Source organism: Bradyrhizobium monzae (genome assembly GCF_021458635.1).
Taxonomy (GTDB): domain Bacteria; phylum Pseudomonadota; class Alphaproteobacteria; order Rhizobiales; family Xanthobacteraceae; genus Bradyrhizobium.
This window is the reverse complement of sequence record NZ_JAIRDQ010000011.1, coordinates 172,900-197,545: the sequence shown is the minus strand read 5'-3', so window position 1 is coordinate 197,545 and position 24,646 is coordinate 172,900. Positions and strand designations below refer to the sequence as shown.

Genomic DNA, 24,646 nt, shown 5'->3' with positions numbered 1-24,646 from the left:
GCGTCAACCCTTCCCGCCGCCCCAGTTCGCCGCCCGCTTCTCCGCGAACGACGCCAGCCCCTCCGCCGCCTCGGTGCTCTGGCGCTTGAGCGAGTGGAGCTGCACGAGCCGCGTGTAGGCCGCATCGTCCACGGCCATTCCGCCGAATGAGCTCTCCAGCGCCAACCGCTTGGTCTCGGCCATCGCCTCCGGCCCGTTGGCGAGCAGCTGTTCGACCACCTTTGCGCCGGCAGCCTCGAGATCGGCGAGCGGCACCACATCATGGACGAGACCGATGCGGCGGGCATCCTCGGCGCCAAAACGTTCGCCGGTGAGCGCGTAACGGCGGACTTGCCGTACACTAATGGCGTCACAGAGCTGGGGGATGATGATCGCGGCGGTCAGGCCCCAGCGCACCTCGGTAATCGAGAACAGGGCGTTGTCGGCGGCGATCACGACATCGCAGGCCGCGATCACGCCGGTGCCGCCACCAAAGCAGCCGCCTTGTACCAGCGCCACCGTCGGGATCGGCAGCGTGTTGAGCCGCTGCACGGCCTCGAACGTCGCCCGGGACGCCGCCTCGTTGGCCTCTTTCGACTGTGGCCGCACGCCGTTGATCCATTTGAGGTCGGCGCCGGCCTGAAAGTGCTTGCCGTTGCCCCTGAGCACGGCGACGCGCAGGTTGGGCTTCTTGCCGAGATCGTCCATGGCCGCGAGGACCCCGGCGATCAGGGCGCCGTCATAGGCATTGTTGACCTCCGGGCGGTTCAACGTGACGGTCGCAACCCCACGCTCGTCGAAGGTCCACAGGACGGGGCTGGCAGTCATCGGCGATCCTCCGGTCAGTTTGATTGCCGCGCACTATGGACGACGCCGTTCGCCCTGATCCATATCTTTCCGGCGTGGGGCGGTCGCGCCCATCGCATGGCGGCTTGTGTCATGCTGATATCGGGCGGCACCAAGGGATTGGGACGGGACATATCATATGCGCATCTGCATTTTCGGCTCGGGCGCCGTGGGAAGCCATCTCGCAGTCAGGCTCGCACGCGCCGGCCACGAAGTCTCATGCGTGATGCGCGGCGCGCATCTCGAGGCGGTGCGCGCCAACGGCCTGAAGCTGCGTGTCGGCGATTCCGAGGTCTCGGCCAAGGTGAACGCCTCCGGCGATCCGGCCCAGCTCGGCCCGCAGGATGTGGTGATCTCGACGCTGAAGGCCACGGCGCTGACCGGACTGGTCTCCAGCATCAAGCCGCTGCTCCAGGACGACACCGCGATCGTGTTCGCGCAGAATGGCATTCCCTGGTGGTACGGTATCGGCCTGCCGCCGCGGCATCCGACGCCGCCGGACATTTCCTTCCTCGATCCGGGCGGGCGCTTGCGTGCCTGCATCCCGAAGGAGCGGATCATCGGCGGCGTGATCTTCTCCTCCAACGAAGTGGCTGCGCCCGGCGTCGTGCAGAACCTGACACCAGACCGCAATCGCCTCCTGATCGGCGAATGCGACGACCGCAATTGCGAGCGCATCACCAAGCTTCGCGGCGTCCTCAACGACGCGCGGCTGGAATCGCCGCCGGTGGCAGAAATCCGCGAGGCGATCTGGTCAAAGCTGCTGACCAACATGTCGCTGTCGGTGCTGTGCCTGCTCACCGGCCAGACCGCGCGCGGCGTACGCGATGATCCCGCCTTTTCCGAACTGATCCCGCGCATGTTGAACGAGGCGAATGACATCGCCCAGCACTTCATTCCCGAGGTCAAGCGCGTGACGCGCAGCGGTCCCGCCCCCAACCACAAGCCGTCGCTGCTGCAGGATTACGAGCTCGGCCGCGCCATGGAGATCGACGTGCTGGTGAAGGCGCCCGCCGCCTTCGCGCGCACTGCTGGCCTGTCGACGCCGACGCTCGATCTCATCGCAGCGCTGGCGATCCAGAAGGCCCGGGACAAGGGACTCTATTCCGCCTGAACCTCAGGCGAGCTTGTCGATCCAGGCCGCGAGCGTGTCGAGCACCTCTGCGAGCGCCTCCTCGCTGGTGCGGCCGGACTTCTTCAACACCGCGAAGGAATGATCGCCGCCTTCGACCTCATGCAGCGTCGCCTTCGCTTCGAGCGCCGCGACGACGGGCCTGAGAAGGCCGAGATCGGCGAGCCCGTCGCGCGTGCCTTGCAGGAACAGCATGGGAATCTCGACATGGGCGAGATGCCCGGCACGCTCCGTCGACGGCTTCTTGTCGGCATGCAGGGGGAAGCCGAGGAAGGCGAGCCCCTTGACACCCGGCAACGGCGCCTTGGCCTGCGCCTGCGACGTCATGCGCCCGCCGAACGATTTTCCGCCGGCGACGAGCGTCACGCCGGGGCATAGCCGCGCCGCCACCTCGACTGCCGCGCGGATCGCGGCATGCGCGACGGCCGGCTGGTCGGGGCGCCCCTGCTTGTTTTCCATGTAGGGAAAATTGAAACGGAGCGCCGCGATGCCGCGCTCTGCGAGGCCCTCCGCGATCTTGTCCATGGACGCATGCCGCATCCCCGCGCCGGCGCCATGCGCCAGGACGTAGCAGGCGCGCGCATTGGCGGGCTCCATCAGGATCGCGGAGACTGTGCCGATGCGATCGATGTCGAGCTTGAGCTCTTTGGTTTTGACAGCCACAATCAACCATCCCAACAGAAGCGTTTCCGGCCGCCTTGGTAGCGTCACCGGCGCAGCCTGAAAACACAATAATTGCCGCGGTGGACTGGCCTACCAAGCCGGCAAGCCGCATCAACCGAGGTAATCATGTCCTACCGCTCCTCCTGGATGACCGAAGAGCTCGATGTCTTCCGCGACCAGTTCCGGAAATATCTCGCCAAGGACCTGGCGCCGCATGCCGAGAAATGGCGCGAGCAGAAGATGGTCGATCGCTTCGCCTGGCGCGGGCTCGGCGAGATGGGCGCGCTGCTGGCGAGCGTCCCGGAGGAATATGGCGGCCTGGGCGCGACCTTCGCCTATGACGCGGCGGTGCTGGACGACCTCGAAAGCACGGTGCCGGAACTGACGACCGGCGTCTCCGTGCACAGTGCCATCGTTGCGCACTACATCCTCAACTACGGCTCGGAGGAGCAGAAGAAGCGCTGGCTGCCGAAGATGGCTTCGGGGGAGATCATCGGCGCCATCGCCATGACCGAGCCCGGCACCGGCTCGGATTTGCAAGCCGTGAAGACCACGGCGAAGAAGCAGGGCAATTCCTACGTCATCAACGGCCAGAAGACGTTCATTACCAACGGCCAGGCCGCCGATCTCGTCGTCGTGGTCGCCCGCACCGGCGAGGCCGGCGCCAAGGGCATTTCGCTGATCGTGGTCGAGACCGCGGGCGCAGACGGTTACAAGCGGGGGCGCAACCTCGACAAGATCGGCCTGCACGCCTCCGACACGTCGGAACTGTTCTTCGACAATGTCACGGTCCCGCCGGAAAACCTGCTCGGCAAGGAGGAGGGACAGGGTTTTGTCCAGCTGATGCAACAATTGCCGCAGGAGCGCCTCGCGCTCGCGGTCGGCGCCGTCGCCGCGATGGAGCGCGCCGTCAAGCTCACCGTCGATTACACCAAGGAGCGAAAGGCGTTCGGCAAGCCGTTGATGGATTTCCAGAACACCGCCTTCACGCTCGCCGAGCGCAAGACGGAAGCGATGATCGCGCGCGTCTTCGTCGACTGGTGCATCGAGCGCCTGGTCGCCGGGGATCTCGACACCGTCACCGCGTCGATGGCGAAATACTGGTGCTCGGACAAGCAGGTCCAGACTGCCGACGAATGCCTCCAGCTGTTCGGCGGCTACGGCTACATGCAGGAATATCCGATCTCGCGCATCTTCATCGATTCCCGCATCCAGAAGATCTATGGCGGCACCAATGAGATCATGAAGCTTCTGATCGCGAGGTCGTTGTAGGCGAACTATTTCGCTGATGGCCTCTTGTAGCGCGCCGCATAGTCTGGCGTGGGGATGCCCGGCTTGAGATCCGGGCAATTGCGGGGCTCGCCCGCCACCAGCTTCAGCGGCACGACGCCGGCCCAGACGTCCAGTGCGTGGTCTTCCTTAGGATCGACCACGCCGTGATTTCGAATCTTCGCCGACGCCTCGGAAATGGGAAAGCGGAGGAAAATCGTTGCCGCCAGCTCCTTTTTCTTCGGCGGACGAACGATGTGGCCGGGCACGATGTCTTCCACGAAGGCCGCGACCAGCCGCTCCTTTTCACCGAGATCCTCGATCTTCTCAGCCGTTCCGAAGATCATCACGGAGCGATAGTCCATGCTCATCCCAAATCCGGATCGGCCAGCGACGACGGAATCGACCAGCGTGACGGTGATACAGGTCGGCGCTCCATCCGCCAGGGCCGTCAAAAGCTGATTATTCGGACTGCCGTGCACATAAACGTGCTCACCAACACGGATGATCGCCGTCGGGATGACGCGCGGCCCACTCTCAGTGGCGACCCCGATATGACACACGAGCGCCTCATCGAGGATGTCATGGATAATCTTCAGGTCATAAGCTGCGCGCTCGGGACGCCTGCGCACGCGGGTCTTTTCGGTAGGAACAATGGTCGTCACGACGGATCTCCTACGCAGGCTGATGCGACATCGGGGACTTACTGTGCGTGAGGTGGTCCCCCTCATAATCGTTCCGCCTGTCGACACGCGTTCCGGCGATATAGGCCTGAATTCGATCGTGGAGAGACGCGGGCACCTTGACGCCTTCTCTGGCGGTCCGTTCGCGTGCCTCGTAGCGACGATCGGAGGGAAGCCGGGCCCCGTCCTGCTCCAGCATCCGCGAGAAGAGCATTTCTGCGTGCTTCAGCTGCGCGATACGATCCCCATTTTCGACACATCGGACCGGGTCGATGGCAATGATCAACTCGCCACCGCAAGGAGCACCGGTATTCGCCTTGTCGTGTTCGCCGGCCTCGAAGCTGAGCGCGTCTCCGACCAGGGGACCAGCCAGCAACTCGACCATCATGGCGATATTCGAGCCCTTGAAGCCTCCAAAGGGTAATTGGGCTCCTGCAAGGGCCTGAGCGGGATCGGTCGTGGGCTTGCCGTCGGGACCAATGGCCCATCCATCGGGGAGGGTTTTGCCGTCGCGCAAGCGAAGCTGGATCTCGCCCCTTGCGGAGGCGCTCGACGCCTGATCGAAGACGACAGGCGGCTTGTCATGACGGGGCCAGGCGAATGCCATCGGATTGGTTCCGAAGAGCGGTTTCGTCCCGCCCGCGGGCGCCACATACGGACTGGCCGCAACGAATGCGAATCCAACCAGCCCACGCTCGGCGAGGCGTTCGACTTCCGGCCAGAGTGCAGCGACGTTGAGCGCGTTCGTGACCGCGAGCGCGGCTATACCGTACTTCTTCGCCCTGTCAGCCAGCGGCTGGTCGCCACGTTCGAGAGCGAGCGGAGAGAAGCCGTATTTTGCATCGACCTTGATCACGCTCGGCATCAGTTCGACGAGCGTAGGTTCTGCCTCTCCGGAAGCCTGCCCCGACAGCAGGCCATTCATGTAGAACGGCAACCTGAACAAGCCGTGGTGACGACACTCGTCCCGCTCCGCTGCGGTGACGGTGTTCGCGATCGCCTGGGCGTGGATTTCGTTGAAGCCCTGCGAAACCAGGGCCGCCTTGGCGGAGCCGTGGACGTCCTCCAGCGACATTTGAACGAAATCTTGCATGAAGCCTGCTCCTTGTCGCAGCCGGGAAAACTGCGCTTGCCGCAACAATGCAATATCCACAAATTTGCATAACATGCAAATTTATTCTCAAGGCAATTTGCGCCCCGGGAATGAGCAATCAATTTAGGAGGATTTGCCGGGGGTCATGTCGATGACGTCGGACGGCGTCACGACCATGAGCATCTTGGCCGGCTTCTTGCCGACATTCCGGCCCATGTGGGGCTTGTCGCCGAGCAGATGAACGCAATCGCCTGCGTCCAGCGTCAGCCGGTCGGATCCGATCTGGAATTCGATGCGGCCCTCGAGGATATAGAGGACCTCTTCGCCCTCGTGCGAGAGCAGCTTGACGTCGATCTCCGACGTGACGGGAAATTCAAGCAGGAAAGCATTGAGCTTGGGCTCGGTCAAATCGCCCGAGAGCCAGTGGTACTCGTAGCCGTTGGCCGACATCTGCTCGGAATCAGCGCGGTCCTTCTTCCTCGACACTGAGTAGTGCTTCGGAACATAGGCTTCGTTGGTATCCTCGAAGAGGTCCCGCAGAGGAATATTCAGGCGGGTGGCGATCGAGATGAGACTTGCGATGGACGTCGCAGTCTCTCCTCTTTCGATTCGGGAGAGATAGGCGGCCGACAGGTTGGTGTCGGCCCCCAATTGCTGCAATGTGAGTTTACGAAGTTGGCGCGCCGCCCGGATCCGAAGTCCGAGCTGACGCGCGACAAATCGCGCCTGGTCCAACACCCGCTCCCCGACCTTTGAAACGTTTCAAGTTGGCTCTAGAGGCAATTTGCCGGACATGCAAGATCGGAGAGGCGCTTACCGGGCTTCGGCCACAGCCAGTCGCGGCTCCCCTACTTTCGCACCAGCGGGCACTCGCTCTGCTCCAGACCTGGGAACGCCTGGTCCGCGGGGATTGTCGCCAGAATCTTGTAGTAGTCCCACGGCGCCTTGGATTCCGAGGGCTGCTTGACCTCGACGAGATACATGTCGTGAAGCATCAGCCCGTCTTCCCTGACTCTCCCGTTGCGCGAGAAGATGTCGTTGACGGGAAGCTCCTTCATCTTGCTCATCACGGCCTGCCCTTCGTCCGTCTGCGCGGCCTCCACGGCTCGCAGATAATGCCGCACGGCCGAATACACCCCGGCTTGTGTCATGGTCGGCATAGCATTCCGCTTGGCGAAGAACTTCCTGGACCACACTCGCGTCTCCTCGTCGCGGTCCCAGTAGAACGCTGTCACGAATTTCAGACCCTTGGCCGCCGCCAGGCCGAGCGAATGAACATCGGTGATGAAGACGATCGGCGCGACAAGCGACTGGTCGGTAATGCCGAACTCGGCAGCTTGCTTGATGCCGGTCGCCATATCCGCCCCGGCACTCGCCAACGCAATCACTTTTGCCTTCGATGATTGCGCCTGGAGCAGGTAGGAACTCATATCAGACGTGTTGAGCGGATGGCGGACTTCGCCCAGAACCTGGCCTCTGCCCTCAGCGACGGCCTTGCGGATATCCGCAGCGAAAGCCTGTCCGAAGGCATAGTCCACGGTCACCAGGAACCAGCTGCTGTAGCCCGATTTGACGAGCGCCTTCGCCAACCCGTACCCGTTCGAATAGCTGGTGTAGACCCATTGCGCGGAGGTCGCCGAGCAGACCTTGCCGGTGAAGTCCGAGGAGGCCGCTGCAATCAGGGTCACCTTGTTGCGCTCCTTGGCCAACGACTGAACCGCGAAGCCCACGGACGAATTGGAAAAATCGGCAACCACATCGACGCCGGCCCGATCGAACCACTCGCGTGCTTTTGTCAGCCCGATGTCCGCCTTGTTCTGGTGGTCGGCGGACAGCAACTCGATCTTCTTGCCCAGGACCGTTCCGCCGAACTCGTCGATCGCCATTTGTGCCGCCGCCACTGACCCCTGCCCGGAGAGATCGGCGTAAGGTCCCGATTGGTCGTTCAAAATGCCGATCTTGACGGCGTCGTCGGATATGTTTGTTCCGGCGAACGCCGAGAGGACCGACAGAACCAGCGACAGTCCTCCGAAGGCTCCGGCGAGAATGGCATTTGCTCCGAACATGGATTGGCCCCTTTCCTGAAACTATCTCGTTTTGACAAATTTGCATGATATGCATTATTGCACAAAGGATAATTTTTAGGCGAGCGTGTTCAAAGAATTGGCGCGACACATCTGACCGGCCGGCCGCGAGGCACACTCACGGCCACGCAAATCCGTCCGTAAGCGCCACCTATCGAGGGCGGTGACGCGATGCCGTGCCAGACTGGAATATTGATCGGATGTGGCTCGGCTCCGCTTCAGCGTTGCCCGGTCGAGCCTTCTAACGGCCGAATGATGAAGCCGGGGTGCGCGCCAAGATCAATTCGGGTGCCACCAGCGGCCGCCGATGACGACGCCTTCGGAGACGATCTTGCGATCGCCGATCAGGTGTTCGCCGACGACGTCCTCGTAGTCGAACTGGCCTTGTTTCACCGAGATCAGCGTGGCGTCACCGACGCTTCCGGGCTTGAGGCTGCCGAGCTCGGGTCGCCGCAGCGCCATTGCGGCGTTCTCCGTCGACGCCGCGATCACGTCCGACAGTGACATGCCCATGCAGAGAAATTTCGACATGGTCGTCACCTGGTCGAAGGCCGGGCCGTCGATGCACAGCATGTGGATGTCGGACGAAATGGTGTCCGGATAGAAGCCGTTGGCGAGCATCGCGCGGGCGGTCTTGAAGGCGAACGAGCCCTTGCCGTGCCCGATGTCGAACAGCACGCCGCGCTCGCGCGCGTCCAGCACCGCCTTCTTCACCGTGCCCTGCGCGGTCGCAGGCGTGTTCGGGAACGGCCGGAACGCGTGGGTCAGCACGTCGCCGGGGCGCAGGCGGGCGAGCACCTCTTCATAGGTCGGGGGCGGATGATCGATATGCGCCATCAGGGGCATGCCGACCTCGTCGGCGACCTGGAGCGCGATGTCGAGCGGCACGGTCCCCGAGGTGCCCGAGGAGTGCAGGCCCACGCGCACCTTGATGCCGACGATGAGGTCGCGGTTGGCATCCGCGACCTTGGTCGCGTCGATCGGATTCATCAGCCGCAATTCCTCGCTCTCGCCGACCATGATCCGGTGCGAGAAGCCGAAAATGCCGGCGTGGGAGACGTGGAGATAAGCGAGGATGCGGACCTGGCTCGGCTCGATCACATGCTTGCGAAAGCCCGCGAAATTGCCGGGGCCGGCGCTGCCGGTGTCGACCGAGGTGGTGACGCCGGAGGCGCGGCAGAATTCCTCGGCGTCGATGCCGAGCGAGGTGCCGCCCCAATAGACGTGGGTGTGGAGATCTATCAGGCCCGGCGTCACGATGAACTGCGAGACATCACGCACGTCTGTTCCTGGATCCGCCTTGAGCCCGCTGCCGACGGCGGCGACCTTGCCACCCGAAAATGCGACATCCGTCACGGCATCGAGCTTCTGCGAGGGGTCGACGACCCGTCCGCCCCGCAGGATCAAATCGAAAGGCATTATCGTCTCCGAAGGTCGGTCGGAATTTCGACCAAGCTATCAACTGTAGCAATTTTTGCGCCGCTCCAAAGACCCGCGTCGGTGAACGAGGCGATTTGTCCCCACCATCGCCCCTGTTTGCTAAGAAGGAACTCTAGTATAAGTTGCTGGATTGCCGTTGCAGCCCTTGAGAACGTTCATGCCCAATCGCATTGGTTTGGTCATTGGCAATTCGAAGTACGCTCAATCCACGCCGCTGCGGAATCCAGTAAACGACGCCCTGGCCATCGCAGCCGTTCTCCGAAAACTCGAATTTAACATACTGATCGGCCTGAATCTCGATCGAGACTCGATGGAGGACAAGCTTGGAGAATTTGAAGGTTCGGTCCAACCAGACGACACCGCATTGATTTACTACGCGGGGCATGGACTCCAGGTGAACGGTCACAACTATCTCATCCCGATCGACGCCGACATTCGGCTAGAAACCCACCTAAGGCGGCGGGCCTTTTCCCTGGATGAATTGCTCTCTGTTTCTTCAAATCGCGCAAGAACGAGTCTGATCTTTCTCGATGCTTGCCGAGACAATCCGTTTTCCCGGTCATTGCTTCAAGCAGGCACCTCCCGAAACCGAAGCGGTTTCGAAATTCGGGCAGGCTTGGCGGAAGTGAGGGTCAAGCGAGGCTCATTTATCGCGTTCGCGACCGCGCCGGACAACGTTGCGAGCGACGGCGAAGGGCATAACAGCCCCTTTACGACGGCTCTCGTTACCCATCTGGAATCGCCGAACGTCTCTGTTAGCGACATGATGATCAACGTCAGGAACGACGTTCTAAGGGCAACGAACTACAAGCAGGAACCATGGGATCAGTCATCGTTACAGGAACGGTTTTGCTTCTCGCCACTCCCGCAAGGACCATCGAAAGCGCCGCCGCGGCGTAAGGTAAATAAAGCCCCGCGACAATTGGCACGCCGCCGAACGGAGGAAGCCGAGGAACAGAAAATTTCTGTCACAGAATCGAACTTGCCGCCACCGGCCCAAATCTCCGAGCCAGAACCGATCTCTGAATCCGAGCCAACACCTGCCGCGGCCAACGTATCGAACGAGATTGCTCTCTCGAATCCCCCCTCTCCGGAGCAAGCAATGGCACCGCCAGCGACCAGGGCCGAATCGATCGAGCTAACCGGCGCATTCCTCGGCAGATTTCACCTGCGGAGACCAGGATTGGTCGGACTGAACCGACTCGCGCTATTCCTGAATGATCTCCAAGATCAAGCGCTCATCGGCAGCTGGCAAGTGAGCGGTTGGGAAGATTACGCAACGAAGATGGCCATGGACATTAAGTTCGGTAAACGCGCCGATGCCATTGTTGCTATTTCGAAGTACAATGAAGGTGGAAAAGCCTGAGGCGTCTACGCCACTTTTCATGGCGAACTGAATTGACCGACCGACATGCTCCAACCTGAAGACGGAGCATATCGAGGATCCCCGCCCCGCTCGGGATCAAATCGAAGGGCATCATTGGCTCCGGGTATCAGCACGCATGGAACGGGCTGGAAGGTATCTTCCAGCCCGTTCGCCTTTATTAGCAATTTTCAGGCTGTTCAAGCAAATCAGCAGCGCTCAATGCCCGTTCGGCCTGCGGTCCGCGCGCGGCGCCTCCTCTTTCAATCGCTCCAGCGCACCAGGCATCATGCGGCCGAACATCGAGCTCAGCATCGCGGTCGGGATCAGGCCCGCAATGTTGCTCTCCGGCCCATGCGCGCCGGACAGTTGAAAAACCCGCGCGGCGAATTCGCCGATGACAAGCTTTACTTCGCTGGCTCGGTCGTCGACCACAGCACGGTCTTGGCGCTCTTCTCATACGCCATGCCCTTGGGATAGCTGATCAGCTCCATCTGCATTCCCCACGGTGTCAGGAAATAAAGGATGGATTGACCGGCCGCCGGCCCTTCGTTCACCGGGATCGGGCCCTGCATGGTCTTGACGTTCTTCGACCGCAGATACTCGGCGGCCTTTGCGATGTCGTCGACATAGAGCGCGATGTGGTGGCCGCCGATGTCGCTGTTCTTCGGCAGCGTCTTGGTTTGGTCGGGCGACTGATACTGGAACAGCTCGATGTTGGAGCCATGGCCGCAGCGGACCATGCTGATCTCGTCAATGACGGCGCGCGGGTTCACATTGACGGCGTCCTGCATGAACGTGCCCTTGTCGTCCATGAAAGGCCCGAACGACATCGCATGCGAGCAGCCGAGCACGTCGGTGAAGAAGGCGGTCGCCGCCTTCACGTCCGGCACGGTGATGCCGGTGTGATCGTGGCCGCGCAGGCCGGGAATGGAATCCGCCGAAGCCGGCAGGATCGAGGCGCCGAGCGACAGCGCGGCGGAGGCAAGCAGTACTCTAAACGGGATCATGATCGCTTCCTTTTGGTTCGCAGCAACACAACACCTGACGTGGAACTCAGCCGGGCGACGCCAACTGGCGCTCGACACCCTTGGGATCGTGAGCGAGGCCTTGTGCAAGTCCGCGCGCCATCTCGCCCACATAGATTTCCTCCTCGCCGGCCTCGAAACCGTCGAGGATTTCCCTTGCTGCATCCGCGGTCGTCATCTTCGGGATGGTCAGCATCGCGGTCATGCGGGTATCGATCGCACCCGGAAGTGCAGCAGCAACACGCACGCCTTTCGGGCCGAGTTCGCCGCGCAGGCCCTGGGTCAGGCTGAGACCCGCCGCCTTGGAGGCGCAGTAGGATCCCATGAAAGGCAGGTTCACGCGCGCCAGGATGGTGAGGATGTTGAGCACCGCCCCCTTGTTCTTGATCAGCGCCGGCGCGAAGGCCTTCGTCACCCGCAGGGGCGCGAGATAATTGATCTCGATCTCCTCGCGCGCGATCACGAGATCAGGCGCGGCCATGAACCCGGTGTTGTGGTTGATTCCGGCATTGTTGATCAGCACCGCGACGTCGCCGAGAAGGCTTGCTGCCTTCGCGACATCGTCGTCGCTTGTGACATCCATCTTGACCGGCACGACGCCGTCGGAGGCGGAGAGAGCGGAAACATCGCGCGCCGCGGCGTAGATCTTCGCGGCCCCGCGCGCCTTGAGCTCGGCGATAAGTGCTTGCGCGATCGCACCGGCAGCACCGGTGACGAGGATGACGGAACCCTTGATTGTCTCGGTCATGCGGCTGATCCTTGCTGTTGCGGAGTAGCGACTGCGGACTCGTCGAGCCAGCCCGGCTCGACATCGGGCAACGGAATGGCGGAGAGCAATTGCTGCGTATAGACATGCTGCGGCGCGCCGAACACGCGCGCGACGGGGCCGAATTCAACCACCTCGCCATGATGCAGGATCGCGACGTCGTCACAGAGTACGCGCACCACCGAGAGGTCATGGCTTATGAAGACCATGGTGAGACCGAGGCGCGCGCGCAGCTCCTTCAGCAACAGCAGGATGTGCGCCTGGGTCGAGACGTCGAGACCCGACACGATCTCGTCGGCGACGATGAAATCGGGCTCGAGCGCAAGCGCCCGCGCAATGCCGGCGCGCTGGCGCTGGCCGCCGGACAATTCGTGCGGATAGCGGTCGGCGAATTCGGGCGGCAGGCCGACCAGATTGAGCAACGCCGCCGCGCGCTCGCGCTGGTCGCGTTTGCCCTTCAGCCGTCCATGCACGCCGAGCGGACGCGTCAGCGTCGTGCTGAGCCGCAGCCGCGGATTGAGCGACGATTGCGGATCCTGAAAAATCATCTGGATACGTGCCCTCAGGGGGCGCAGCGCAGCTTCGTCGAGCTGGCCGATCTCGACACCGTCGAACTGGATGCCGCCGGAAGTCGGCTTTAACAGCCGCACCAGCAGGCGGCCGAGCGTGGTCTTGCCAGAGCCGGATTCCCCGACGAGACCCAGCGCCGAGCCGCGCGGCACGGCGAGATCGACACCCCTGATCACCTCACGCAAGGTCGGCTTACCGAACAGGCCATGGCGCTGCGGGTAGCCGAAGCCGAGGCTGCCGGTGCGGAGCAGGATGTCGCTCATGCTGCGCCCACCACTGCAACGTCGTCGAGCCGGTACGCCTCCGACCACAATTGCTCGATCAAGGCTGGCGGCACCGGGCGTAGCGCTTCGGCCGGCCGGTCGGCGCGCGGCGTCGCGGCGAGCAGCGCGCGGGTATAGGCATGGCGCGGTCGCGTCAGCACGTTGGCGGTCTCGCCCTCCTCCAGCACGCGACCAGCATGCAGCACGGTCATGCTGCGGCAGATCTTTGCGACCACGCCGAGATCGTGGGTGACGAACAGCACGGCGCTGCCGTAGCGCAAGCGCAGCCGCTCGACAAGCTGCAGCACCTGGCGTTGTACGGTGACATCGAGGGCCGTGGTCGGCTCGTCGGCGATGACGAGCGCGGGATCGCACGCGAAGGCCATCGCAATCAGCACACGCTGGCGCATGCCGCCGGAGATTTCGTGCGGATAGAGCGCGAGCACACGTTCTGGCTCGCGGATCGCGACCTCGGTCAGAAGTTCGGCGGCGCGCGCCAGCGCCGCGCGCTTCGACAGGTCGAGATGATGCCGGAGCAAATTGCCGATCTGCGCTCCGATGCGCTTGACCGGATTGAGCGAGGTCATCGGGTCCTGCGGAATCAGCGCGATGCGGCGACCGAGCAAGCCGCGGCGCTCTGCTTCGGCCATGGCCAGGAGATCGCGGCCCTCGAAGGCGATGCGCCCCGAGGTGATGGTCGCGTTCGACGGCAACAGTCCGAGCACGGCGCGGCCGAGCATGGACTTGCCGGCGCCGGATTCACCGACCAGCCCGCGGACCTCGCCGGGCTGCACCTCGAGGCTGGCGCCGCGCAGCACGTTGGCGGCGCCGATCGCGACCTTCAACCCGTCCACTGTGAGTGTCGCCGTCATGAGCGTTGCACCGGATCGAGCGCGAGGCGCAGTCCGTCGCCGAACAGATTGAGGCCGATCACGCTGGTGATGATGCAGACGATCGGCAGCGCCATGATCCACGGCGCCTGATAGACGATCTGGCGACCCTCGGCGATCATGCTGCCCCAGGTCGGCGTATCGCCGGCCACCGAGATGCCGACGAAGGACAGGATGACCTCGACCAGGATCGCAATACCCATCTCGACGGCGAGGAGAGTCACCAGCAGCGGGACGAGGTTAGGCAATATCTCCAACCGCAGCAGTTCGGCCCGGCTCAAGCCGATCACCCGTGCGGCGGCGGCATAGTCGCGCGTGAGCTGCACCATGGTCTCGGCGCGGATGACGCGGGCAAAGCGCGTCCAGTCGACCACCACGATCGCCGCGATCACCGAGGTGAGGCCGGCGCCGATCACCGCGGCCAGCACGATCGACAGCAGCACCGGCGGAAATGCCATCCAGACGTCGATCAGCCGCGAGATGAACTGGTCGACCCAGCCGCCGAAACTCCCCGCAAACAAGCCGAGCGCGACGCCGATCGCCGCGGCGAGCGTTGCCGCGATGAGCGCGACCATCACCGCGGTGCGCGCCGAATAGATCAGGCGCGACAGCACGCAGCGACCCAGGCTGTCGGTGCCGAGGAGAAAAGCGGGCTCACCGCCGATCATCCAGGCGGGCGGCAATTGTGCCGACATCAGGTCCTGCTCGAGCGGATCGTGCGGCGCGAGCACGGGTGCCAGGATTGCAGCCAGCACCAGCAGGGCGACCAGTGCTGCGCCGAGCCAGAGACGCGGACCGCCCCGCTTCAGACCCGCAAGCAGGCGCGACGGCGGCGCGGCGATGGAGGTGACTGCGATGTCAGCCATGGCGCAGCCTCGGATCCAGCATGGTGACCACGAGATCGACGACGAGATTGAGCGCGATGAACAACACCGCAAAGGTCAGCACCAGGCCCTGGATCAGCGGAAAGTCGCGGTTGATCACCGCGTCGATCGCCATGTTGCCGATGCCTTCATAGGAGAAGATGCGCTCGACCAGCACGGTGCCGCCAAGCAGCAGCGTCACCTGGACGCCGCCGAGCGCCACCGTCGGGATCAGCGCGTTGGGAAACACTTCGTGCAGCAGGATGTCCGGGCGCGAATAGCCGCGGGCGCGCGCGATCTGCGCATAATCCTGGTCCTCCGCCTCCGCTAGCGACGCCTTCAGCAAGCGCGCCACCAGGGCCGCAAACGGCAGCGCCAGCGCCAGCGCCGGCAGGATCATGTGGTGCAGAAGCGCGAAGGCGATGTCGAAGCGACCGGTCAGAACACTCTCGATCAGATAGAAATTGCTTCGCAGGCTCAGGTCGATCTCCGGATCGATCCGGCCGGAGATCGGCAGCAGCGGGATCAGCACACCGAACAGCAGCAGCAGGATCAGCGCCCAGAGGAAATCCGGAATCGCGAGCAGCATGCCGATGCCGCCATCGACGATCCATTCCGCGCGCCGGCCGCGCAGCAGAATGCCGATGAGCGCGGCGAAAACCCCGAACAGGACGGCAATCATCGTTGCGAGCAGCGCAAGTTCGATCGTGGCCGGCAGCCGCGCCAGCAACAATTCCAGCACGTTCTGTCGCACGCTGATGGAGCGGCCGAAATCGCCGCTTGCGACCTGGCCGAGCCAGGTCGCAAATTGCTGGAGGATCGGCTGGTCGAGGCCGTAGAGCGCGCGCAACCGGCCGATGTCGGCCTCGGATGCGCCGGGTGGGATCATCATGGCGATGGGATCGCCGGGCACGACGCGCAGGAGCACGAAGACGATCACCGCTACACCGAACAGCGTGGGCGGGATGAGGACGAATCGCCTGATCAGCTCGCCCCATCGCATCCTGGTATCGCCCCTCTCTAAAACCGCGGCCTAAGTCGGCGTGACGAGCTGCGGAAGGATCATGCCGTTGGACTGCGACACGACCTTGAGGCCCTTCCTGTGGATGATCGGCTGCACATACTGGAACAGCGGGATCACCTCGCCTTCCTCCGCGATGTATTTGTCGACCGCCTTGTAGCCGGCGATGCGCTTGGCTTCGTCCTTCTCGCCCCACAGCGGCCCAATGCGCTCGACGAGGTCCTTGCCCTTCCAGGCGCAATGCGGCGAGGGCCCGAACATCGCAAAGCCGGTCGAGGTCGAGGGATCGCCGATCGCGTTGCCCCAATTGTAGAAGGCGGCCGGAGCCAGCGCGTGGCGCGCACGCAGCTCGAAATGCTTTGCGATCTCGTAGACCTCGATGTTGGCGTCGATACCGACCTTGCGCCACATGCCGACGATCGCCTGGATCATCTCATAGTCCTTCGGCTTGAAGCCGCGCGTGGTCTGGATCGTGAACTTGGCCGGCTTCTCGGGCGAGTAGCCGCTCTTGGCGAGCAGGCTCTTCGCAAGCTCCGGATCGTAGGCGACCTTGATCGAAGGATCGAAGGCCGCATAGCCCGGCGCCTCCAGCGTCGCGATCGGCACGCCGTAACCCTTGAGCAGCCGGTCGACAATCGCCTTCTTGTCGATGGCGTGATTGGCTGCGAGCCGTACATTGCGGTCGAGCATTGGATCGATGTCGGTGAGGAAGATCATCGCGATGTCGGAGACCGGCTTGGTCTGGCCGGCAAGGCCCGGTTTGGCCTTCAACCGGTCGAACTCCTCGTAGGGAATCTCGAAGGTGAGATCGGAGCCGCCGGATTCCATCTCCGCGACGCGGCTGGTGGGATCGGTAATGAACTTGAACACCACGGTCTCGAAGGCGGGCTTGGGGCCCCAATAGCCGGAATGCGCCTTCAGCCTGAGGAACGCGTTGCGCTCGAAGGCATCGACCTTGTAGGGACCCGATCCGATCGGCGCCTTCTCGAACCCTTCCGCGCCGACCTTCTCGTAATAGGCCTTGGGCAGGATATAGCCCGTCAGGAACGCCATCCATTTGAACAGCGTCGGCTCGAACTCCAGCACGTCACCGGTGATGGTGTTGCCGTCGATCTTGTAATTGCCGACCTTGGACCAGACGAACTGGATGGGATTGCCACCCTTCGGATCCGCGGCGCGGGTGAGCGACCAGACCACGTCCTCCGGCGTCACCGGCGAGCCGTCATGCCAGGTTGCGCCCTTGCGCACGTCCAGCGTGATCTTGCTGCGATCCTCGTTCCAACCCCATTTCGTCAGAATGCCCGGCTTGAACGACAGGTCGGGCGCCTGGCCAATAAAGGGATCGAACACCGCCTGGTAGATCGACTGGATCGTCGGATTGACCGCCGAAAGGCCGACGGTCGGATCGAACGACGGCAAATTGACATTGTAGGCGATGGTCAGCGTGCCTGGCGTGGCAGCGAGCGCGCCACCGGTGAGACCAGAGGTGAGCGGCAGCGCGGCAGCGCCGCCGGCGATCTGGAGAAGCGAGCGACGAGAGAGCGACGACATGTTCATGACCCCCAACACGATGAACGAGAGATTGTGAGCATTTGCGAAAACGGCGCCGCAAGCGGCGCCGTCGGTTAGGTTTGCTTATTTCCCGGCGCTCTCGGACCAGCGCGCCATCAGCGTGTTGGACGGCAGCGATTCATCGACCAGCTTCTTGGCGGTCTCGACGCCGGCGACGGGCAACTTCTTCGGATCCAGGAGTCCGATCTGCACCAGCACGGACGCCTGGTCCCAATAGATGTGCTCGTTGTAGAGCTTGTCGCCACGGAAGCGCACGATCGCCACCAGCGGGATTTCGACATATTTGCCGGTCGGCGGCACGCCGGGGAGCATCCAGTCGATCTCGATGTCGTGCGTGAAGCAGAACAGCATCTCGTCGACGATGCGGTCTGAACCGATGGTGCGCGAGATCGGCACCAGCCTGGTATCGTGCGGCGTTTTCGGAATGAAATGGTTCTTGTAGAAGCGCAGCAGGTCGCGATAGCCGACGCCGCCGGTCATGGTCGGAATGTGGTTGACGTAGGGCTCGGCGACCATGGTCGTCATGGTCTGCTCGGCCGAACGCGTCGCGAACTCGAGCTCGGTGTGCCTGTCCCACAGCGCCGAGAGATCATAGTGCGGGCCCAGCGCCTTTCGGAACGCCGCGATCGAGCGCGTATACGCCATCAGCGTCGCGGGCTTGTTGAAGCTGGTGCGTTCCGGCGCGGCGAAGGCGTGGTCGCAGCCGGGATAGAGATAGAATTCGATCTCGGGCCGGCCCTTGAACGCCGCCCCGATCTGCGTACGCGCCTCGGCCGTCGCAAAGCGGTCGAGTTCGGCGAAATGGAAGACCACAGGACAATTGACGTCACCGGCCTCGCCGAGATCGGCCTCGATGCCGACGCCATAATAGCTGACGGCGCAGTCGACGTCGGTGCGCGCGGCCACGAGATAAGCGAGCTTGCCGCCGAGACAGAAGCCGAGCGCGCCGACCTTGCCCTTGCATTCGGGGCGCGCGCGCAGCACCTTCAGCGCATCAGCGGCATCCTTGATCGACTGATTGGCATCGAAGCGCTGGTAATAGCCCATCGCCTTGCCGAAATCGGCCTCGGTGTAGCCGAGTTCGATGCCAGGCTCCATGCGCCAGAACAGGTCGGGCGCCAGAACCACATAGCCTTCCTCGGCATAGTGGTCGGCAACCTCACGCATCGATTTGTTGACGCCAAAAATCTCCTGCAACAGCAGGATGCCGGGACCGGAGCCCGAGGCGGGGACCGCGAGATACCCCTTGAACGTGCCGCCATCCTTGGCAGCGATGTCGATCCACTGTCCGGCCATCGTGATCGTCCCCTCTCGTCGTTGAGCCCTTGGAGCCCTCTCCCATTTCGGCGCGTCTGTTTGACGCGTCCGGCATGAGAAGGCGCCTGCCTTTTCATCATGCTTTCTTAATTGAATTTTTAATGTAAGAATCGAACTTGTAAATAGCATAGATTGAGCACAGCCTGCCCAGGCCGTGAGCGACGGTGGGAATCAGGAGACGATGTTGAGGAAGACGCAGAAGGCGGCCGCGCGACGAACAGGCACGGCCGCGAGAGACAAGCGGCCGGCCGCCGCCGAGCGGGCGGGCTCATGGCACCTGGCGCGCACCGAGACCGAGCGGCGCCTCTCCGAGTTCGAGTTCAGGCTGGAGCGACTGGCGCAAGCCTATTACCGCTGGAAGGCCGCCTGCCTTGCCGCCGTCTGCGATGTGCCGCTGACCGGCGACGACGTCGCCGTGCTCAACGTGGTGCGCATGGGCGACGAGCCGAAGCGGCTGTCGGAGATCGGCCAGTTGCTCAACCGCGTCGACGTCCCCAATCTGCAATACGCAACCCGCAAGCTGGTGAAGGCCGGCCTGATCGAGACCGAGGGCTCGTCGTCGCGCAAGGAAACGCGGTACCGCGCGACCGAGCGGGGCCACGATGTCACTGAAGCCTATGCAAGCCTGCGGGCGGCAACGCTCCCTCCAATGCTGGAAGCGCTGGACGGCTGGGCCGATAAGTCGGAGGCCGCGGGCTCCCATCTTGAGCTGGTATCGAGCCTCTATACGCAGGCCGCCCAGGTCGCGATCACGCGGCGGCATCAGCCCTGAGGCTTCGCCGCGTCGCCTGCGATTGCAAATGGAGATAATGGCGATCCCGGCATGACTCGAACATGCGACCTACGGTTTAGGAAACCGCCGCTCTATCCGGCTGAGCTACGGGACCGCGGAACCCGCCAAGGGGCAGGTTGCCTGGAGGTGTACATATCAAAGCGAGGCGCGCTTCGGAAGCCCTCCGCTTGATTGAATCCGAGAGCGCGCTTCAGGTCGCCCCGAACCCCGACCCTGCCTTTTTGTACTCGGGCCGTGGCGGGCTAAAAATGTCCAGCACGCGGGCGCCGGCGGGGCCGGCGCGCATGGTGTGCGGCACGTTGCCGGGCGTACGCCAGAAGTCGCCCTTCTTCACAGCAATCTCCTCGCCGCCCTGGACGCGGATTGCGGAGCCGTCGAGCAGCACGCCCCATTGCTCCTCGGGATGATGATGCAGCGTGCCTTGCGCGTGCGGCGCCAGCGTCACCACCGACAGCATGGCATGCTCGCCGGAAAAGATGCGCGTCGTCACTCCCGCCGCCAGCTTGCGAAATAGCCCGTCGGCGGCATTGTCGAGATTGTGGAATTCGTCCTTCTGGCCCACGCCGATCTCCCTGTCCTGCCGTGATTTACGACTTGCCATAAGAGCCCTGATAGCGGCCCTCGCGGATCGCCTTCAGAGTCTCGTCCTCACGCTTGATCTGGGCACGCACCGCCTCCAGCAACGCCGCCGCGCCAGCGGCAGGAAACGACACCACGCCATCCTCGTCGCCGACCACGATGTCGCCCGGCGAGATCACGCTGCCGCCGATCGTGACAGGCACGTTGATCTCACCGGGACCGTTCTTGTAGGGGCCGCGATGGATCACGGCGCGAGCAAAGCAGGGGAAGTCGTCGCCGGCGAAGGCCGCGACATCGCGGATCGCGCCGTCGATCACGTATCCTTCCGCCTTGCGCCATTGCGCGATGTTTTTCATGATCTCGCCGACCAGTGCCCGGGTCTCGTCGCCGCCGCCATCGACCACGATGACATCGCCGGGACCGACCAGCTCGAGCGCGCGATGGATGGCGAGATTGTCGCCGGGCCGGGTGCGCACCGTGAAGGCCGCACCGATCAGCCTGCCGCTGCGGTGATAGGGTTTGAGCCCGACCGCGCCCGGCAGCCGACCGAGGTTGTCTGATATGATCGAGGTCGGTGCATTCCGAAAGCCTTCGATGATATCGGCCGGCGGCTTCGGCACGCTGTTCGCCGCGATGGTGATCGTCATGAATTCAGTCCTTCTGCGATTTCTTACTCGGCGTGCGCGCCTTCGCCGGCATGATGCGGAAGGCACGGCCTTCCTTCATCCACGCGGCGCGCGCGTCGCGCAACAATGTGCGGCGAACCTTTCCGGAATCGTCGCGCGGCGGCGTGCTGACGATCTCGAAACTCTCGGGATGCTTGTAGCGGCTGAGCTTGTCTTTCAGGAAGTCGGCCATGCCGTCCGCAATCGCCTGACCGTCCGCGTTCGCCTCCGGCTCGATGATGGCGTGCACACGCTGGCCCAACTCCGGATCCGGCAGGCCCACCACCACGCAGGACCGCACGCCGGGACATTCGGAGACCGCAGCTTCGACCTCGGCCGGATAGATGTTGGCGCCGCCGCGCAGCACCATGTCGGCGAGGCGGTCGCCGAGATAGAGATAGCCTTCGGCGTCCAGCCGGCCGATATCGCCGAGCGATTCCCAGCCGTCGGCGCGACGCTTCGGCTCGGCGCCGAGATAGTGATAGGTGGCATCCTTGCCGTCATTGTTGAGGAAGTAGATCTCGCCGGTCTCCCCGGGCACGACGTCGTTGCCGTCCTCGCCGATGATGCGGAGCCTCGCCATCTCGCCGATCTTGCCGACCGAGCCCTTGTGCGCCAGCCACTCCGTCCCTGAGATGATGCAGGAGCCCTGCCGCTCGGTGCCGCCATAGAGCTCCCAGACCCGCTCCGGCCCGAGCCAGGCGATCCAGTTCTCCTTCAGCCAGGGCGGCATCGGAGCTGCCATGTGAAACACGGTCTGCAGGCTCGACACGTCGTAGGCGTTGCGGATGTTCTCCGGCAGCGCCCAGATCCGATGCATCATGGTCGGCACGAAATTGACCCATTGCACGTGCTCGCGCTCGATCTGCCGCAGCGTCTCCTCGGCGTCGAACTTGACGAGGCCGGTGAGCTTGCCGCCGTAGAACAGCGCATAATGCGACACGATGAACGGCGCATTGTGGTAGAGCGGGCCCGGATTCAGCAGCGAGGCGCCGAACGGCATGTTGAGCGGCGGCGGCGTGGCCGTGTCGACGACTGCGGGGTTGTGATCGAGGATCACCTTGGGACGGCCGGTCGAACCGCCGCTGGTCATGGCCTTCCAGTAGCGCGCCACCGGCGGATCGATTTGTTCGTCGGAAAAGCCTTCCGGCGCGAAATCCGCCGGCAGCCGGTTCGGCGCATTCCAGTCGGCCTCGCCGCCGACCACCAGCGCGGGCTTGAGAATCTCGAGCACGGCTGCGGCTTCGCCGCGTGGCAGCCGCCATGACAGCGAGGTCGGCGTCGCCCCGCATTTCCACACCGCAAACGTCGTCTCGAAGAACGCGTTGCCGTTCGGCAATCCGATCGCGACGAAATCGCCGGGCTTGACGCCCTTCGCCGCAAATGCCCGCGCGCGCCGGTTGGCGCCGCGCTCGAGCTGGTCCCAGGTCAGCCTATCCTGCCCATGCTGGACGGCGATGGTGCCTTCTGGTTTGCGTTGCGCGTACCAGCGCGGCACATCGGACAGGGGCAGCAGCATCAGGCGTTTCCACTTCGTCTTCTTGGCGTCGCCTCAGGGTGAAGCGCCCGCGGGACGAAGTGTAACAGCCGGAGCTGGACCTTCAAGGCGCAAGCCTTCAAGGCATCAGCTTCACCGCTCCGCGCCGCAGCCCGGACTATCGAACAGCGCCGCGAGGCCGCATTTCGAGGTCAGCATCTTGTCGCCGTCGTGGCCGACGCCGGCAACGTCCCACACCCGGTGATTGGGCGTGCCATGATTGCGCTTCGCCATCGCATCCGCATAGGCGTGGCCGCGGGCGTAGCGACTTGGGCCCTGCGCCTCGCCCATGCAGCTCTTGTCCGCCGCAGGCTTGGTGTCGAGCATGCCGAGCAGATAGATCACGTCACGCTCGACATAACGCTGCTCCAGCGCCACTGGCGTTACGTCCGCAAGATAAGGCGGCCGGCTGTCCATGCCGTATTTCCAATTGTCGTAGCCCGCGCAGGACGCGGCAATCGCCGGCACGGGCCGCTCTTTGCCGAAATAAGCATAAGACGACGGATTGGCGACGACGTAACGGATGTCGATGTGCTGGCGTGACAGTGCCGCCTCGCCCTTGCCGGCGATGGCGTAGCGCTGCGCGACCTGGCCGCCACCGGAATGGCCGGCGACCACAACCTGCTTCAGGTTCGGGAAGATGCGCCGGTCGGAGAGTTTTGCCAGGATCGCATCGAGCGCCTCGAAGGAGGAGACCGGGTTCGGCGCAAGCGCAGCATCGCCGCCCTCCCACCCCACCAGCGACCAGCGCAGCGTGTCGACGGGCAGCTTGTGCGCTTCGATATCGACCTCCGCCAGGAACTGCGGCACGATCATCAGCGCGCTCTTGCCATCGTCACCGGCTGCGACCTGCGCGGTGTGGGCCGAGATATAATATTCGTCGGCATTGCGCAGGCGTCCGTGCAGCACGATGATCGCGCGCGAGATCGTCGGCAGCGGCATCGACCAGTCGCTGGAGAGATAGAGCGGCAACGTGCCCTGGCCGCCGACCGACAGCCGCGCATCGGCCACGACCTTCACCGGCTTGTTGTTGGGGGCATCGTCCTCTGCGGCGAGTGCGCGGCCACAAACCAGCGCCAACGCGATTGCGGCGAGACAGCTCAGCGCTCTCATGACGAATATTTCCCCTCACATTCGAACCGATAAAACTCTAAACGCATCCTGTGCCGCGCGGCTGTGACTCCCGCGCCACGTCAAGCAAAAAATGTCAGCATCCCAGCCATGAAATTCCCGAGTTCCACGGGTGACAAGTTGGCCATAATGGAGCAAAAATCAGGCCCGACTCAGTTCGGGTTGAGTTTTGCAAGGAATGCTCTCGTAGAATGTCGGACGTAGTTGCATCGCGTCGTGCGGCGCCGCTTCTGATTGCCGCAGCAGGATTTTTTCTGCTGACGTGGTCGCATGCCCACGCGCAATGGTGGAAGCGCGCACCTGTCGACTTCGAGGAATGCGCAGACGCGGCCGAAAAATCCGCGACCAAAGCCGAAAAGACCGCGGCACTTGCCGATTGCAACGCAAAATTCGCCGGCCGGCGCAAGGCGGGCGGCGGCTACACCTATTACGACTTCCTCCAGGATCGCACCTTCGATATCGCCGGGCCGAACCCGACGCCGGACGAGCAGAAGAAGATCGACGAATCCTACACCGCCTATCTCGCCAATCAGCGCCGCAGCAATGAAGCGGCTCAGGCCACGGCACGGCAGCAGCGCGAGCAACAGGAACAGCAGGTGCAGCAGCTTCAGCGGGTCGCACTGCGAACCGAGGTCGAGCGGGTGCCCGTGCCCGTGGAACGGCCGAAGGTGTTGCGGCAGAAAGGCGCGCCCTGTACCAAGGGCTCGTTCTCCTGCGAATGGCCGCGGCTGTCGGAAGGCTTGAGCGAATTTAAGAAGCTGTTCAGCCCGACGCCGAGCAAGCCGGCGAAGAAGGGGTAAGTTGCGACTTCAACCTCCGCTCCCGTCCCGGACAAGCGGAGCGCCGATCCGGGACGACGGTGGAGTTTGTTGCCTCAGTTCGGCAGCTTCTTCTTGCTCCGCTTCGGAATGGTCACCGGCGGCGCAGCCGGTTCAGGCGCGGTCGTCGTGCCGCTCAACGCCTTGCGGCTCTCCTGCAAGCGCGCATCGTAGCCGGGAGAATTCATGACGGTCGGCGGCCGGGCGTCGGCCAGCGTCGACGCGCCGCAAAGCGCGGCCAGTGCCAGCCCGATCATCAAACAGCGTTCCATCCCGCTCCT

26 protein-coding genes and 1 tRNA gene are annotated in these 24,646 nt (G+C 63.5%); 5 read left to right on the top strand and 22 right to left on the bottom strand.

All coding sequences use genetic code 11. From position 1 onward, the window contains the following. Positions 1–3 precede the first annotated feature (3 nt). The gene (locus tag K3F49_RS31725) at positions 4–807 is read right to left on the bottom strand and encodes an enoyl-CoA hydratase-related protein (RefSeq protein WP_234684826.1); all 804 of its coding nucleotides are present in this window, start codon (positions 805–807) and stop codon (positions 4–6) included. A gap of 157 nt (positions 808–964) precedes the next feature. On the opposite strand from K3F49_RS31725, the gene K3F49_RS31720 reads away from it, so the two are divergent. Further along, complete coding sequence (locus tag K3F49_RS31720; protein ID WP_234684825.1) at positions 965–1,939, top strand: ketopantoate reductase family protein; 975 nt, start codon at positions 965–967, stop codon at positions 1,937–1,939. A 3-nt stretch (positions 1,940–1,942) separates the two neighbouring features. On the opposite strand, the gene K3F49_RS31715 is transcribed toward K3F49_RS31720, so the two are convergent. Continuing rightward, a complete protein-coding gene (locus K3F49_RS31715; protein ID WP_234684824.1) occupies positions 1,943–2,620 on the bottom strand; it encodes an alpha/beta hydrolase family protein in 678 nt (225 codons plus the stop codon). Positions 2,621–2,746: 126 nt separating this feature from the next. Between K3F49_RS31715 and K3F49_RS31710 the strand changes: the two genes are divergently transcribed. Next, positions 2,747–3,892: an acyl-CoA dehydrogenase family protein gene (locus K3F49_RS31710; protein WP_234684823.1), complete on the top strand. Its 1,146-nt coding sequence runs from the start codon at positions 2,747–2,749 to the stop codon at positions 3,890–3,892. A 5-nt stretch (positions 3,893–3,897) separates the two neighbouring features. On the opposite strand, the gene K3F49_RS31705 is transcribed toward K3F49_RS31710, so the two are convergent. From K3F49_RS31705 to K3F49_RS31685, 5 genes are all read right to left on the bottom strand, one after another. Then, positions 3,898–4,554 (bottom strand): pyridoxamine 5'-phosphate oxidase family protein, encoded by a 657-nt coding sequence (locus K3F49_RS31705; protein ID WP_234684822.1) that lies wholly within the window; start codon positions 4,552–4,554, stop codon positions 3,898–3,900. Between the two features lie 10 nt (positions 4,555–4,564). Further along, positions 4,565–5,665, bottom strand: coding sequence for an Ldh family oxidoreductase (locus K3F49_RS31700; protein ID WP_234684821.1), 1,101 nt, complete (start codon positions 5,663–5,665; stop codon positions 4,565–4,567). 123 nt (positions 5,666–5,788) lie between these two features. Further along, positions 5,789–6,400: a helix-turn-helix domain-containing protein gene (locus tag K3F49_RS31695; RefSeq protein WP_234684820.1), complete on the bottom strand. Its 612-nt coding sequence runs from the start codon at positions 6,398–6,400 to the stop codon at positions 5,789–5,791. 113 nt (positions 6,401–6,513) lie between these two features. After that, positions 6,514–7,731: an ABC transporter substrate-binding protein gene (locus K3F49_RS31690; RefSeq protein ID WP_234684819.1), complete on the bottom strand. Its 1,218-nt coding sequence runs from the start codon at positions 7,729–7,731 to the stop codon at positions 6,514–6,516. Between the two features lie 297 nt (positions 7,732–8,028). Beyond that, entirely contained in the window at positions 8,029–9,168 is a 1,140-nt protein-coding gene (locus tag K3F49_RS31685) for an amidohydrolase/deacetylase family metallohydrolase (RefSeq protein WP_234684818.1), read from the bottom strand. Positions 9,169–9,346: 178 nt separating this feature from the next. On the opposite strand from K3F49_RS31685, the gene K3F49_RS31680 reads away from it, so the two are divergent. Further along, entirely contained in the window at positions 9,347–10,555 is a 1,209-nt protein-coding gene (locus K3F49_RS31680) for a caspase family protein (RefSeq protein WP_234684817.1), read from the top strand. A 216-nt stretch (positions 10,556–10,771) separates the two neighbouring features. On the opposite strand, the gene K3F49_RS31675 is transcribed toward K3F49_RS31680, so the two are convergent. From K3F49_RS31675 to K3F49_RS31635, 9 genes are all read right to left on the bottom strand, one after another. Next, entirely contained in the window at positions 10,772–10,987 is a 216-nt protein-coding gene (locus K3F49_RS31675; RefSeq protein WP_234684816.1) for a hypothetical protein, read from the bottom strand. Further along, on the bottom strand, positions 10,960–11,562 hold the full coding sequence (locus K3F49_RS31670; RefSeq protein ID WP_234684815.1) for a VOC family protein: 603 nt from the start codon (positions 11,560–11,562) through the stop codon (positions 10,960–10,962). The genes K3F49_RS31675 and K3F49_RS31670 overlap by 28 nt, the downstream gene beginning before the upstream one ends. Before the next feature lie 46 nt (positions 11,563–11,608). Next, positions 11,609–12,328 carry an SDR family oxidoreductase gene (locus K3F49_RS31665; RefSeq protein ID WP_234684814.1) on the bottom strand — a complete coding sequence of 240 codons (720 nt, stop codon included), beginning with the start codon at positions 12,326–12,328 and terminating at the stop codon, positions 11,609–11,611. After that, positions 12,325–13,179: an ATP-binding cassette domain-containing protein gene (locus tag K3F49_RS31660; protein WP_234684813.1), complete on the bottom strand. Its 855-nt coding sequence runs from the start codon at positions 13,177–13,179 to the stop codon at positions 12,325–12,327. Before K3F49_RS31660 ends, K3F49_RS31665 begins: the two co-directional genes overlap by 4 nt. Continuing rightward, entirely contained in the window at positions 13,176–14,051 is an 876-nt protein-coding gene (locus K3F49_RS31655; protein WP_234684812.1) for an ABC transporter ATP-binding protein, read from the bottom strand. Before K3F49_RS31655 ends, K3F49_RS31660 begins: the two co-directional genes overlap by 4 nt. Then, on the bottom strand, positions 14,048–14,935 hold the full coding sequence (locus K3F49_RS31650) for an ABC transporter permease (protein ID WP_234684811.1): 888 nt from the start codon (positions 14,933–14,935) through the stop codon (positions 14,048–14,050). Before K3F49_RS31650 ends, K3F49_RS31655 begins: the two co-directional genes overlap by 4 nt. Next, on the bottom strand, positions 14,928–15,935 hold the full coding sequence (locus K3F49_RS31645; RefSeq protein ID WP_234684810.1) for an ABC transporter permease: 1,008 nt from the start codon (positions 15,933–15,935) through the stop codon (positions 14,928–14,930). Before K3F49_RS31645 ends, K3F49_RS31650 begins: the two co-directional genes overlap by 8 nt. A gap of 30 nt (positions 15,936–15,965) precedes the next feature. Then, a complete protein-coding gene (locus tag K3F49_RS31640; RefSeq protein WP_234684809.1) occupies positions 15,966–17,504 on the bottom strand; it encodes an ABC transporter substrate-binding protein in 1,539 nt (512 codons plus the stop codon). A gap of 84 nt (positions 17,505–17,588) precedes the next feature. Continuing rightward, on the bottom strand, positions 17,589–18,821 hold the full coding sequence (locus K3F49_RS31635; protein WP_234684808.1) for a dienelactone hydrolase family protein: 1,233 nt from the start codon (positions 18,819–18,821) through the stop codon (positions 17,589–17,591). Positions 18,822–19,026: 205 nt separating this feature from the next. Here K3F49_RS31635 and K3F49_RS31630 point away from each other — a divergent pair, with 205 nt between their 5' ends. Continuing rightward, positions 19,027–19,614: a helix-turn-helix domain-containing protein gene (locus K3F49_RS31630; protein ID WP_452101132.1), complete on the top strand. Its 588-nt coding sequence runs from the start codon at positions 19,027–19,029 to the stop codon at positions 19,612–19,614. Between the two features lie 38 nt (positions 19,615–19,652). Here the strand turns inward: K3F49_RS31630 and K3F49_RS31625 are convergent. From K3F49_RS31625 to K3F49_RS31605, 5 genes are all read right to left on the bottom strand, one after another. Further along, positions 19,653–19,729 (bottom strand) — tRNA-Arg (locus tag K3F49_RS31625). 96 nt (positions 19,730–19,825) lie between these two features. Further along, positions 19,826–20,197 (bottom strand): dimethylsulfonioproprionate lyase family protein, encoded by a 372-nt coding sequence (locus K3F49_RS31620; protein WP_234684806.1) that lies wholly within the window; start codon positions 20,195–20,197, stop codon positions 19,826–19,828. Between the two features lie 25 nt (positions 20,198–20,222). Beyond that, positions 20,223–20,861, bottom strand: coding sequence for an RraA family protein (locus K3F49_RS31615; RefSeq protein ID WP_234684805.1), 639 nt, complete (start codon positions 20,859–20,861; stop codon positions 20,223–20,225). 4 nt (positions 20,862–20,865) lie between these two features. Next, a complete protein-coding gene (locus K3F49_RS31610) occupies positions 20,866–22,398 on the bottom strand; it encodes an AMP-binding protein (RefSeq protein WP_234684804.1) in 1,533 nt (510 codons plus the stop codon). Between the two features lie 111 nt (positions 22,399–22,509). Further along, the gene (locus K3F49_RS31605) at positions 22,510–23,529 is read right to left on the bottom strand and encodes an alpha/beta hydrolase (protein ID WP_234684803.1); all 1,020 of its coding nucleotides are present in this window, start codon (positions 23,527–23,529) and stop codon (positions 22,510–22,512) included. Positions 23,530–23,738: 209 nt separating this feature from the next. Between K3F49_RS31605 and K3F49_RS31600 the strand changes: the two genes are divergently transcribed. Next, entirely contained in the window at positions 23,739–24,347 is a 609-nt protein-coding gene (locus K3F49_RS31600; RefSeq protein ID WP_234684802.1) for a hypothetical protein, read from the top strand. Positions 24,348–24,421: 74 nt separating this feature from the next. Here K3F49_RS31600 and K3F49_RS31595 read toward each other — a convergent pair whose 3' ends face one another. After that, positions 24,422–24,637, bottom strand: a complete 216-nt coding sequence (locus tag K3F49_RS31595) for a hypothetical protein (RefSeq protein ID WP_234684801.1) — start codon at positions 24,635–24,637, stop codon at positions 24,422–24,424. Positions 24,638–24,646: the final 9 nt, after the last annotated feature.